A 12,107-nucleotide genomic window follows, 5' to 3' on the forward strand; every position below is an offset into this window, starting at 1 on the left:
ACGGAACACGGCGAGGACGAGGACCGCGATCAAGTGAAATACGCCCCGGTAAGCGTGCCGTCGTACCCAACAGCCTGGGCTGCGGCTTCGAGACTCGGGTAGTCCTGCCCACCGACGTCGATCATCGCCTCGTAGTCCGCCCGGGTCAGTTCGCGCTCGACCCACTGGTGTGCGCAGCGGCAGCGGATGCTGATCTCGTTGCGGTCGCAGATCACCATCCAGTCGCGCCGGGCGCCACACTGCGGGCACATCACGGGGATCCCGGTGATGACGATTGCCTCGGGGTGGGTGGTGGCACGGAGACCGATGCTGCCGTCGCCGAGCTGCGTCTCCTGCTGGAGCCGCAGCAGGGGGTCGTCGCCGAGGGCCGTCTCCGGCAGAGCGGTTCTCTGGGGGTGAAGGCCTTCGTTGAGTATCTGCATTGTCTCCTTCTCCATATCAACCAGCCCTAACAGGCGCCGGCCGTCGGTGTCCAGCTCTTTGTGCTGCTCAGCGCCTCGGTCCTCGGGAGCGAGGGCCGACATGGCGGGTCTCAGCCGGCGTCTCGGGTACCTGTGGCGGGGACGGGTGAGGGCGCGATTGCGCTGCCCGTGTGTTCGTACGGGCGCGGGGCGGGTCCATGGTGGCGGGGAGTTTGCCGATGCGTCGCAGTCGCCAGACGAGGACGTCGGTGACGCTGTCCGCAGTGCCCAGTTCGCGCCACTCGATGGCCTGCTGGAGCAGGGCATCGGGGTCGTGTCCTGCGCGCTCGGCCTGGTCCAGGGTGGCGGCAAGGGCGTCCCAGCCGGGTTCGCGACGTACGGCGTCGGCCTGCTCGGGCAGGACGGTTCCGAGACTGTCGGCGTACCGGTCTCGTACGGGTTCGGGGAGGCGACGGCCGTGCTCGCGCATCGCGTTCATGGGGGCAGCGGCGGCCGATCGGTAGACGCCGCGCAGGTGTTGTGCGGCTCGTTGTGCGGCGGCTGCCTGCTGGGCGTGGCCGCGGGCGGAGTGCCAGCGCACCGCGGCGATGGTGACGAGGACCATCGTGGACAGGAGCATCGCGGTGGCGCCGCCGTCTTCGCCTTTGCCGAGGGCGTTGCCGGCGCGGATGATGCCGCGGGCGGCGGAGCGGATGGCTCGATTGTCGGCGCGCTCGGCGCGGATGTGGGAACGGGTGGCGCGTTCGAAGGCGCGAGCAGCCTCAGCGAGTTCCTTACGGGTCGAGGCCGGGGCGGTCTGGGCGAGTGCGTCGAGGAGTTCGCCGACGCCGGCCAGTTGGGCGGCGGAGTCCTCGTCGTCGTCCCCGTCGAGGATCGATGCCGCCCGTTCGGCGACCGGGGCCGCCTGACGTCGGGCGTGGGCCGGGCGAGGTGTTCGTTCATCGGCATGGTCGATGGCGGGCTCGTCGTCGGGTCGTCCGGCGTCGAGGCGCTGGCGGATCCTGGGGAGGGAGAGGTCCGGGGCAAGTTTCGAGCCGGAGAACCAGACGGGTTCGCCGTCGCGGTTGCGGTCGCCGGGGAGGGCGACCTTGTATCCGAGGGTGTCGCCGGACGGGGCGATGCGTTGTTCGACCCGAAGGCCGGCTTCGGCGAGGCGGTGGAAGAACTCCTCCTCGCTGGCGGCTCCGGCCAGGGCGTTGCGGACGCTCTCCCGCAGGGTCTCGCGGGGTGTTTCGGTGCGGCCGGATCGCTCAGCCTTGGAGCGTTCGGCGCTGGTGGGGCGCTGGGCAGCAGTGCGGTCGCCGCCGTTGAGGATCTGCAGGCCGAACTCCTTCTCGATCTTTCGGCATTCGGCCTGGGCACGGATGCCGTCCTCGTGGCGGCGGGGGCGGCGGCCGTCTTCGCGGACGAGGGTGGCGACGAGGTGGATGTGGTCGTCGGCGTGGCGTACGGCGATCCACCGGCATGCCTTGTCGTCGCCGTCTTCGGCGATTCCGGTGGCGTGGACGATGCGGCGGGCGACCTCGGCCCATTCGGCGTCGCTGAGGTGACGGTCGCCGGGCGCCGTGCGGACGGGGCAGTGCCACACGTGCCGGGACGGACGGCGGTTCTTCGGCAAGGCGAGAACGGGCAGGTCGAGCCGGTCGGTGAGCTGCTTGAGCGTGGCGGCCGGATCGCGTCCGGGGTCGGGGGCGAGCCCTGGCATCCAGGATGCGACGAGGTGCGGATCGGTGTGTTCGTCTCGACGGCCGGGCCCGTAAAGGTAATTGAGCAGTCCGTACGTGCGGCTGCCGACGGAGATGTCGGGGACCACTGTCAGCGCCGCGCCATCTCGATCGCGGCGGCCTCGACCCGGTCTGCGGCACGCAGGACACGGGCGACCACGTCGTCCGCGTACTCCACCTGACCGCCGGAGTTGAGGATGCGGGCCACCTGGTTGAGGTTGTTGCCGGCGCGGGCGAGCTGGGCACTGGCGTCCATGAGTTCTTCGACTCGGCCGCGCTGGTCCAACAGCCATGGCTGGGGACCTCCTTGGGCCTGGGCGACCGCGACCGCGGCGTCGGCCAGGAACCCGGCGGTCTTCAGGCCGACGGCTTCCGCGGCACGCTTCACCAGGTCGAGTTCATCCTGAGTCAGGCGGACGCTGCGGACTTGGTCGCGGTGGACGCTCTGGCGCAGGCGAGGACGCGTACGCGTCGGAGCGGGCGGGTTCGGTTCCCCTCCTGGCTGCGATCCGCCCTCGGTCGCAGCCTCCGAGCCCGGCACCCCCTGGTGCCGGGCCTCCCCCACCCCTCCTGGGGCGGGGGTAAGCCCTTCCGAAACTCCTTCGCGGCCCTGGGCCGCGAAGGAGTTTCGGAAGGTACAGCTTGCTCGGCTTCGTGCCGGGCAGTCGTCTTGCCGCAGGTCAGAGGTGTCTCCAGCCGACTCGGAGGGTGTCATCAGAGCGTCTGTGCCTTCGTGCGGCGCACGTCGTGTAGGACCTCTGCGACGAAGTCGAGGGTGAGGACCGGGTGGTGCAGGGTGTGGGGCGTGCTGGCGGGGGTTCGCTGCACGGTCCAGGCGCCGTCCGGGCCGGGTTCGGCGCGGTGCAGGTGTCCGTACCGCTGGAGCACGGTGATCCAGGCGTCGGCTTCGGCGGGGGTGGCCGGTGTGGTGCGCATTGTGTGTCTCCGGTGCGTGGACGGGAGTTGGTGGGGTGCGGGCGGGCGGCCCGGCTGTCGCCGTTGGCCGCCCGCCTGTCCGGGCCGTTCGGTCAGCCGGTCTTGGTGGCCGAGTCCTGGCCGGTCTCGGCGCGGAGTTGTCGCATCAGGGCGGTCAGCCGGTCGTTGGCCAGCGTTTTGCCCTGTCCGCGGATGGCGTCCGCGACGACCTCGCGGGTGACCTTGCCCGCGTCGGTGACCGCCTGCCGGGCGATCGGCAGGAGAGTGTCCGCCGACAGGGTGGTGTCCGGACGGCCGTTGTCCGAGGTCTCCGAGGCGGTGTCCGGGCCGGTCTCCGGTTCGGTGACCGAGGGTGCGGCCAGCCGCAGGCGGGTGATCGGGGAAGGTCTGCTGGCCGGGTGTCCGCCCAGTTCAGCGGCGTCTCCGCCGCGCGCGGGCTCGGGCTCCGGGGCGCTCTCCGGGTGTCCGGATGGCTCCTCCCGGTCAGCCGCTCGCGGTACGTCCGGGCCGGAGGTGACCGCCGGGCGTCCGCTCTCCGCACTGGACAGCGCGGCCGAGTGGCCGGAGGTGACCGGGATCGGCCGGTGTCCGTCCGCCGCGAGCGGGGTCTCCGGCCGGTCAGCGGCGATTCGGTCAGTGCGGACACCGAAGTTGTCCGGGTGTCCGTGGTGACCGGGTTCCGTGACCCGCCGGGCGATGAGGATGTACAGGTGGACGGCTCCGGCCAGGGCGAGCGGGGCGATGGTGGACAGGGCGCCGACGGTGACGTCGCCGAGCCGTAGTCCGCCGTCTTCGGGACGCTGCTGGTTGAGGCGTACGGCGTGCAGGGCGTTGGCCCAGATACTCGCGGCCGTCGCCGTGCCGAACAGCATCCACACGTACAGGCGGGCGGCGAAGGACGCGGTGCGCAGGACCAGGAGGGCGCGTACCCCGTAGGCGATGAAGCCGTCGATCACCAAGGGGAAGACGAACGTGAGGGGGCCGCGGACGTGGATGGCGCTGGCCATCTGCTGCAGGGCGTCGTACGAGAGCGCGCACCCGGCGCCGCCGAGGGCGACGATCGCGGCTCGGTCCCAGCCGGTGATCCGCGCCGGTATGGGCGCGCTGTGGCTCACGCGGCCGTCCCGAGGTCGTTGCGCGCTGGTGTCTCCGCTGCGGGTGCCTTGACCGCCTCGGTAGAGCTCTTGGGCTTCTTCTTCCCCTTGTTCGCCTTCTTCTGCTGGTCGACGGCCCGGTTGCGGATCTCCCGGCGGGTGCGGCGGTAGAGCTTCTCAGCGTGCTCCTCGGTGACCTTGAGCAGCCAGGCGAGCCGCTCGGCCGGCACCTCGGCCTGGTAGGCGGCGCGGACGACCGCCTCGCGCTCGGCCTGGGTGAGGTGGATGTCGCGACCGGCCAGTACTGCGTTCACGCGGGTGTAGTCGAAGCGGCTCTGGAACTTGCGGTGCAGCAGGTCGCGTTCCTCCTCGGTCATGCCGCCCCGGATGCCGTCGCGGTCGCCGTTTTCGAGGGCGGCGTCGAGGCAGGTGGTGCGGACGGGGCACTGGGCGCACAGGGCCTTGGCGGCGCGGATGCGGTCCATCTCGTCCGGCTCGGGGAAGAAGATGTCCGGGTCGACCTGATGGTGGGGCGTCGAGCGGCAGGCGGCGCTCTCGTGCCAGGTGAGGTCGCCGAGGGTGCGCGGCATCTGGTTCTCGGTGCTGTGCATGTGGGTGTCTCCGGTCGCCCCGGGCGCGTTTTAGGCATACGCGACCTGGGGGTTGGTGCGTGAAGGAGGCGGAAGCGGTCGCGGCAGGGATCAGGCGGCAGGGATGCGGCGACGATCGGCTGCAAGGGCTCGTCTGCGGTCGGGACCGTCGAGGATGACCTTGTCGCTCATCTCGGTCAGCCGGGAGGCGACCCGGTCGCCGATGTGCTGACGCAGGTCGGCCATGCCGAGGTTGGTGGTGATCAGCGTCGGGAGCATCTCGTTGTAGCGGCGGTTGATCAGCCGCATCGTGATCTCCTCGGTCCACTCGCTGTTCTTGGCCGCGCCGAGGTCGTCGATGATCAGCAGCGGGCAGCGGGCGAGGTCCATCAGCTCCCGCTCACCGTCGTGCCCGGGGCGGGGCCGCAGTTCCGCGTACAGGTCGGCGGCCGTGGTCGCCTTCCAGCGCAGCCGGACTCCGGCGATGAGGAGAGACCGAATCGCGCCGTACGCCTGGTGGGTCTTGCCGGTGCCGGTGGTGCCGACGATCAGCAGCGAGCGTCCCTGGGCGATGCCCGGGGCTCCCTCGGGTCCGGGACGGCCGGCCTCGGCGACCTCGCGGACCCAGGCGGCGACCGCCGGGTGGTCGGCGACGGCGGTCTGGTAGCGGGCCGGGATGCGGGCCTGGGCCGCCTGGAGGGCGGGGATGGGCTCGACCGGGTCGGTGATCGGGGCGGCCGGGTCGATGCCCCGGGAGGTGAGGATGTTGGCCAGGCGGCGGGCGATGCCGCCGATGGGCTGGGCGTCGTGGTCGCGCATCACAGCTCCTCGGCGTAGGCGGTGGCGGGGTCGGCAGGATTGGCCCAGGCCCGGTGACCGGGCACGTTAGGCCGCGATTCCGTCCGCACCAAACCGGCGGAGGTGGCGTTCATGGCCTCGTGGACCAGGCTCGGCAGGGTGCTCGGGTGCAGTCCCTTGGTCCGGTGGCGGGCCAGCCCTGCGCGGATGTGAGCGGGATCGATGCCCTCGGCGAGGAGCTTGGCGGTCTCCCGTCCGAGGTGACCGAGCACGCCGCTGGGCGGACGGTGGGCGCAGGCAGCGGCGTACTCGGCCATGAGCTGCTGGGTCGAGACGGTCTCCGGTGCGGGGGCGCCTGCGCTCCCCGAAGGAGAAGTAGTTCCTAGATCCAAGTTCCTAGGTCCTAGATCCGGACCGTGAGGACTCATGGAGGGCTCACTGAGTCCTCCATGACGGCTCCGTGAGGACTCGTGGAGTGTGCTCTGAGCTGCTGTTTTCCGATGCTCGGAGAGTTCCTGCGCGGTGCGTGAGCCCTCACTGAGTCCTCCGTGAGCCTTCAGGGAGGACTCCATGACGTCTCCGTGAGGTTGTGGTGCGCCCTGGCTGAGCTGCTCGACGTCGTGGTCGGGGCAGGCGGGGAAGCGGACGCCGCTGGGCCGGTTGATCTTCTGGTGTTGGCGCCAGGTGACGATGTGCAAGTACCGCTTGCCGTCATCGCCCTCGTAGCGGCAGATCAGGTGGGCGGTGGCGAGCTGAGCCAGGTCGTCCTCGACGTCCACGGGGCCGTGCTCCGGGCGCAGCGACCACAGCAGTCCGGTGACGACGGCGGGCTGGTCGCGGAAGCGGCCGTGGTCGTCGGCCTGGGTGAGGAGACCGAAGAAGGTCCGCTCTGCGGCGAGGGAGACGGCGGCGAGCGACTCGGACGCGAAGGCCTCGGGCTTGATCGTTCGGATCCGGGCCACGGGTCAGCGGCCCCCGTCCGATGGGGCGCAGGCCCCGGCAGCGGATTGCAGGGTCCCGGTGTTCAGGTCGAGGTCGTGCGCCTCGTCCCAGTTCGCCTCGGAGAAGGCTCGGATCACCCAGCGGGCGGCGGCCACGCACTGGGTCCGGTTGAGACGTATGGGCTGCCCCCGCTCGTCGTACGCACGGGTGTAGGGGCTCGGCCAGGTCTGGCTGGGCTGGTGCTGCGAGACACGGATGGTGCGGGCACCGGGCACCATGTCCGCCAGGAGGGCAGCCAGGCGGTGCTGGCGGATACCGTCAGTGGGTGCAACGGCCTTGGCGGGCTGGGCGGCGAGCGCCCTTCCGCTCCGGGATGCGGGCATGCGAGAATTCCTCACTCGTAGGTGGGGTGGGGCGGCCGTTCTCGTCGAAAAGGTCAGCCGACTCGCCCCGGTTATGAATCCGCGCCCTTCAGGGTGGCGGTCCCGGCGTCCGGAAGCTGCTAACTTCTGGACGCCGGTCTCATTTCCCTCTGAAAAACGCGGACTTGGCGCCTGTTGTGGCTCTCTGATTTCCTCCCTTGAGCGGGTGCTGATTCGGCGGTTTCGCCGGCGGACCAGCAACATATGCACACCGCTTCCAACACTCCAGCGGATTGCGGACTGTGGGCCGATCCGACGCCAACTCGACATACACGGCCGGGCCGATGCGTCCCCATTCCGCGTACGGGCAGCGCTTACCCAGCGACTACCAAGCCGTTCTGGGGTGTTGGGGCGCGTGTCACCTGGCCAGCAGTCCTGTCGGCAGCGGCACTGAACTACACGCCCCCAACTGCTTGGCTCGTCAGCGGCCGAGCGCCCCCGGCACGGGCGAGCTAGCGCCCAGCCGGTGTGCGACTCGGGAATGCCCGCGCCCGCACACCTAACGGCACATCAATACGAGCTGATGCCTCCGCACCGATCGCAAGCCCTGCCCGAACGGCCATACCGCAGGCCGTCGTTCGAAGCAGAGACATACGAAACTCCTCACGTGACAGCTACCCCGCAAGTACCGCACAAGGGCGCGGATAGCAGTGATGTGAACTCGGTTCCCTGCCGAAAGGCGGGAACACATGTCGCTTGACGCCCGAGGAATACTCCGCCGCCGGCACCGATTACGTCTTGGAAGCGCCCTGCGCACAGGACGACACAGAACCCTCCCGGATCGACTTGCTCGGCCTCAGCGCTCCCGAACACCGGAAGGCGAAGGCCGAGCGCACGTGCGACGCTTCCCGTATTTCGCTAAGCTGAAGCTATCCCCACTCGCGCAAAAAATCAACTCACCGATGTTACTTCGGTTTGCAGAAAAACGAGGTTCGATGTCCGCCCGTCACTTCGACAGAGGCCGCGTGCGCGCCGTGCGGCGCGCCGCCGAGGTTGCGCAGGCCGACGTGGCGACGACCGTCGGCGTGGCGGACTCGACGGTCGCCGGCTGGGAGACCGGGTTGGCCACCCCCGACCCGGAAAAGCTGCCCGCACTGGCGAAGGCACTAAAGCGGGACCTGGACGACCTATTCCCTCGCACGGGGCTCCCCGACCTGACCGACCTGCGATGCGACGCCGGTTACTACCAGTACGAGACGGCGAAGCTGATCGGGACCAAGAGCGCTGGCCCCGTGGCGGGAGCGGAGCGTGGGGAGCGGCGACTCAAGGACAAGTACGTCCCTGCCTTGGCAGCGGCCTACGGGGTGAGCGGGGAGGAGCTGCGGCGGGCGGAGGACCGATCGATCGCCAAGGCGCAGGGTGGTGAAGCCGAGGCTGAGGCCATTACGTCCACTCCGGGCTCCGCGGGACCACCTGGCACTCTGGCGGAGAAGATCACCCTGATCCTGGAGCGCTCGTATCCCGGAGAGCAGGGTCCGCCGGCGGACGCGGAGATCGCCGACGCGATCAACGCGCACGCCGGCGCCCGAGTCATCTCCGCAGCGGGGGTCCTGGACCTGCGCACCGGCGCCGTGGAAACGTCATCGCCCGTCGTCCTTGAAGGTCTGGCGGCATTCCTCGGCGTATCACCCATGTACTTCCAGCCGGATGATGCCGTGGCGCGTCAGGTCTACGAAGGTCTCCAACTCCTGTCCGCCTCCAGGAAGGGGACCGTTGGCCGGATCAAGGGGCGCGGGATGGGCCCTCAGGGCCTGCCGACAAACGTCATGGACTTCGTCAACAACCTGGTCACGGAGCTGGAAGAGCAAGAGCCGAAAGCAGACGAGTAGCGCCTGCCCGAGGCCCAGCCCGAAGGCCCGGGCAGGACGCGCGTCAGCTGTCGTGCGGGGTCTGATCTCTACAGCTCGTAATGTCGTCCTGTGGCGATCACAGCACTGATCGCTCGCAGCGCGTCGAGGTCTTCTAGTGGGTCCCCTTCGATCACCAACAGGTCCGCTCGGAATCCAGGAGCGATCCGGCCCGCCGTCTCGCCCAGTCCCAGCGCGTCTGCCGCGTCGGCTGTCGCCATGTCGAGGATCTTGCTGGTCGGCAGGCCCAGGTTCGCGTAGAACGACAGGGCCGGTACCAGCCCGTCGAACCCCGCGCGCTGGACTCCCGCGTCGGTTCCGGCGATGAGCTTGGCGCCGGCCTCCGCCATCTGCCGGACAAGATCGAACATGGCCGCCGCTCGCTCCTCGCCGAAGAAGCGCGGGAGCATCTGCCAGTGGGGGCTCACGGCCGGGCAGACCGCGATGCCGTCGTCGACGATCTTCTTCAGGACGTCCTCGCGGAGTTCGAAGCCGTCGCTCGTCATCCAGGTGCAGTGCTCGATCGTGTCCACGCCGGCCTCCACGGCCGCGGCGATACCGTCCGTACCATGTGCGTGCGCGGCCACCGGAACGCCGACCTCGTGGGCCTCGTCCACCAGGGCCCGCAACTCATCCGGGGTGAACTGGCTCTGCCAGCTCTTCGGCCCATCCTTGGTCAGGCCGCCTCCGGTCACCATGGCCTTGATAACACCGGCGCCCGCCGCGAGGTTGCGTCGTACGAGGTCACGGACCTGCTCCACGCCGGAGACCTCACCGCCCAGGAAGTGGCAGTGGCCTCCAGGAGGGGTGGCCGGTGTGCCGGCGGACACGATGCGCGGGCCGGAAGTGCCGCCCCGGCCGATCTCCTCGTCCAGGCGGAGCGCCAGGCCGTGGCGGTCTCCCAGGTCCCGGACCGTCGTGACCCCGCTGCGCAGGAGCTGCTCCGCGCGCCGACGCATGTCCTCCAGCAGCGTCTCGTCGCTCGACTCGTCAAGGGTGGCCACTGGGTCACCGCCGCCGTCGAAGGCGAGATGCACGTGGGCGTCGATCAGCCCGGGCACCACCGTCGCGTCGGGAAACGCCAGGTGCCTGCCGTCTGCGCCGACGCGGTCAGTCAGTTGTGTGCGCGGCCCGACCGCGACGATCGAGTCGTCCTCGACGAGGACGGCGCCGTCCTCCAGGTACGTCCCGGAGCCGGTCAGAACCCGGCCTGCGGTGATCAGCATCTCGTTACGTCTCCCTCGTTCTTCCACGGTCACGCGGTCAGCCGGAGCGCTTCCGACACCGCGATCAGCTGACGCACGTCCGCGTCCCGGTCATCCACCGTCGGCACCGCGAGCGGCGCTGCCTGACCCGGCGCCGGAGAGCCCTGCCGGATCGTGACTGCGGCACGCCGCAGTCGGCCCGCCAGTTCCGCCGGCTCCAAGCGGAGCAGGTCGGGGGCGCCGCCCTCGTCCACCAGATAGGGGCTGATGTCGACCAGCCCGTCCCGGCATTCAACTATCCGTCGGTGGTAGCGGCGGTGCACGCCACGCGCCCGCCACCTGTCCCACAGGCCTCGGGAGGCTGGGCGCAACTCGTTCTCCGGGTAAACCTCGGTCAGCAGTTGCCACAGCGGGGTCAGCCGACGGTGGTCCCGGCGGCGCCGCAGCCACAGCCGCGTTGCCGTGATCCTGGAGCGGGCCGCCGAATAGGTGACGCCCGCGACGAAGAGCAGGATCGACACCACCAGCAAGAACGCCACGCCGGCCATGAGCCGGTTCGGAACGGTACCGCCGCTCCCCCGCACGGCGACGAAGACCGCGCGGACGGCGCAGGCCGCCGCCATCGCGCCGAGACCGATCGCGGTCATCCACAACCCGGTGGCGTGCGGGCGGCGTGACATGCGGGCATAGCGGGCGGTCCAGCGCCCGGCGGCGCCGAGCGCGTACATCAGGTACGAGCCCGCGCCGGCGTAGAAGAAGGCGATCTGCGGAATCGTCATGTCCGCCGTGCTGAACGAACCGGCGAACTCCTCGTGGGGCACGGTCAACGCCGCCAGGCTGATCGCCACCGCGACCGCGGACACGACGACGGCTTCCCTCCGGGCGCGACGCCGAGCCGTCGGCCCGTCGACCGAGTACAGGTAGAAGCACATCAGGAAGTAGACGGTCAGCAGCAGGAGGATGTTCTGGACCAGCTTCGCCGTGCCGTGCCCGGCCACGGTGTCGATGCCGGTCGTGCCGCCCGGCATGGCCACGGGATACGACAGCCCCGCACTCAGCAGACAGAGGGCGACCGACCTCGTGGGAGCGTCATGCGGGGCTCGAGACCACAGGTAGAGCCTCCACACCACGGCACCCGCGATGATCAGCAGGAGTAGTTCACTCACGGACTACAGCCACCCTCGCCGGTCGCCCAAGGCGGACTGAACCCGACGCACTTCCGGATCCTCCGACAGCGGCGGGAGCTCGCCCACCACCGAGTCCCACTCCAAGACGATCGTGGCCGCGAGTTCGACCTGGCACTCCTCCGCGTCCTCGTAGGAGCACCGGCGGGCGACCCGCCTGATCAGCTTGGGATCCAACACGGGGATGAGGGTCGCCCAACCTTCGACGAAGTCGTCCGGAGACTCCTCCGCCTGGTCTCCCTCCCACTCGGAGACGAGGATGTGGAAGATCTCGTGGAGGATGATCTGCCGCTGATGCGTCCGCGTCGTCTCCTGCTGGTACAGGACCACGTACATCTGCGGCGTGTCGACACACAACCCCGACGGGCCCGGCTTCTCCAACGGGAAGGGGCGCAGAACGATCGGGCGTCCGAGCCTCTCGCTCAGCGCCCTGGCCAAATCCTCCACGTCCAGGGGCGGGTCTATGCCGAGGCCGCGCAGCTCATGCCGCAGCCGACGGTGGAGGTCGCGCTCCACGGTCCGTCTCTCAGCCGTACGCCAACGCCCCAACCTCCGACGGCTCGCCCTCTCCTGCGCGGGCACCGCGGATTCCGGAGCGCCCCCGCGACTCTCTCCTGAAGACACCTGAGCAATCCCTTCGTACCGGCCGATCGGAGCTCTTGCTCGGAGCCGCGCGCCAGCCACCACGGTTCAACGAGGTTCGGTCCCCGAGCGGCGCTAGCAGGCGCCGAGACCAGCACCGGCCGAAGGGCGCTCGCCGGTCTCAGCGATCGAGCCGCGAGGACACGCAAGAGGCCTCTTCGGGCTCGCTAAATCACGAGAGCGAACGATTAACCGTCCGACCGAAGCTCCTGCGGGAACAGTCTCGGACCTTACGTGAGGTCCACATGAGATCAAGGCTGAAAAGCTACGACTCAAGGTCCACCGGCAGGAGGTCGCCACC

At 69.8% G+C, this 12,107-nt stretch carries 13 protein-coding genes; 1 reads left to right on the forward strand and 12 read right to left on the reverse strand.

Annotated features, from left to right (window positions below):
* Positions 1-29: 29 nt before the first annotated feature.
* The 9 genes from OG219_RS04900 to OG219_RS04940 all read right to left on the reverse strand — a co-directional run bounded on the left by OG219_RS04900 (position 30) and on the right by OG219_RS04940 (position 6,889).
* The gene (locus tag OG219_RS04900) at positions 30-422 is read right to left on the reverse strand and encodes a hypothetical protein (protein WP_266823215.1); all 393 of its coding nucleotides are present in this window, start codon (positions 420-422) and stop codon (positions 30-32) included.
* Between the two features lie 67 nt (positions 423-489).
* Complete coding sequence (locus OG219_RS04905) at positions 490-2,235, reverse strand: relaxase/mobilization nuclease domain-containing protein (RefSeq protein WP_266823216.1); 1,746 nt, start codon at positions 2,233-2,235, stop codon at positions 490-492.
* Between the two features lie 2 nt (positions 2,236-2,237).
* The gene (gene mobC / locus OG219_RS04910; protein ID WP_266823217.1) at positions 2,238-2,534 is read right to left on the reverse strand and encodes a plasmid mobilization relaxosome protein MobC; all 297 of its coding nucleotides are present in this window, start codon (positions 2,532-2,534) and stop codon (positions 2,238-2,240) included.
* 326 nt (positions 2,535-2,860) lie between these two features.
* Positions 2,861-3,082, reverse strand: coding sequence for a hypothetical protein (locus OG219_RS04915; RefSeq protein ID WP_266823218.1), 222 nt, complete (start codon positions 3,080-3,082; stop codon positions 2,861-2,863).
* Between the two features lie 92 nt (positions 3,083-3,174).
* Complete coding sequence (locus OG219_RS04920) at positions 3,175-4,197, reverse strand: DUF2637 domain-containing protein (protein WP_266823219.1); 1,023 nt, start codon at positions 4,195-4,197, stop codon at positions 3,175-3,177.
* The gene (locus tag OG219_RS04925; RefSeq protein WP_266823220.1) at positions 4,194-4,787 is read right to left on the reverse strand and encodes a WhiB family transcriptional regulator; all 594 of its coding nucleotides are present in this window, start codon (positions 4,785-4,787) and stop codon (positions 4,194-4,196) included. The genes OG219_RS04920 and OG219_RS04925 overlap by 4 nt, the downstream gene beginning before the upstream one ends.
* A 90-nt stretch (positions 4,788-4,877) precedes the next feature.
* Positions 4,878-5,585, reverse strand: coding sequence for an ATP-binding protein (locus OG219_RS04930; protein ID WP_266823221.1), 708 nt, complete (start codon positions 5,583-5,585; stop codon positions 4,878-4,880).
* On the reverse strand, positions 5,585-6,526 hold the full coding sequence (locus OG219_RS04935; RefSeq protein WP_266823223.1) for a hypothetical protein: 942 nt from the start codon (positions 6,524-6,526) through the stop codon (positions 5,585-5,587). The genes OG219_RS04930 and OG219_RS04935 overlap by 1 nt, the downstream gene beginning before the upstream one ends.
* A gap of 3 nt (positions 6,527-6,529) precedes the next feature.
* Entirely contained in the window at positions 6,530-6,889 is a 360-nt protein-coding gene (locus tag OG219_RS04940; RefSeq protein WP_266823225.1) for a hypothetical protein, read from the reverse strand.
* Positions 6,890-7,863: 974 nt separating this feature from the next.
* Here OG219_RS04940 and OG219_RS04945 point away from each other — a divergent pair.
* Positions 7,864-8,757: a helix-turn-helix transcriptional regulator gene (locus OG219_RS04945; protein ID WP_266823226.1), complete on the forward strand. Its 894-nt coding sequence runs from the start codon at positions 7,864-7,866 to the stop codon at positions 8,755-8,757.
* A gap of 68 nt (positions 8,758-8,825) precedes the next feature.
* On the opposite strand, the gene OG219_RS04950 is transcribed toward OG219_RS04945, so the two are convergent.
* The 3 genes from OG219_RS04950 to OG219_RS04960 are packed head-to-tail and all read right to left on the reverse strand — an operon-like array spanning position 8,826 to position 11,680.
* Entirely contained in the window at positions 8,826-10,001 is a 1,176-nt protein-coding gene (locus OG219_RS04950) for an amidohydrolase family protein (RefSeq protein ID WP_266823228.1), read from the reverse strand.
* A gap of 29 nt (positions 10,002-10,030) precedes the next feature.
* Positions 10,031-11,146 carry an MAB_1171c family putative transporter gene (locus OG219_RS04955; protein WP_266823230.1) on the reverse strand — a complete coding sequence of 372 codons (1,116 nt, stop codon included), beginning with the start codon at positions 11,144-11,146 and terminating at the stop codon, positions 10,031-10,033.
* Between the two features lie 3 nt (positions 11,147-11,149).
* Positions 11,150-11,680 carry a hypothetical protein gene (locus OG219_RS04960; protein WP_266823232.1) on the reverse strand — a complete coding sequence of 177 codons (531 nt, stop codon included), beginning with the start codon at positions 11,678-11,680 and terminating at the stop codon, positions 11,150-11,152.
* Positions 11,681-12,107: the final 427 nt, after the last annotated feature.

It is taken from the genome of Streptomyces sp. NBC_00038 (assembly GCF_026343635.1).
GTDB lineage: Bacteria > Actinomycetota > Actinomycetes > Streptomycetales > Streptomycetaceae > Streptomyces.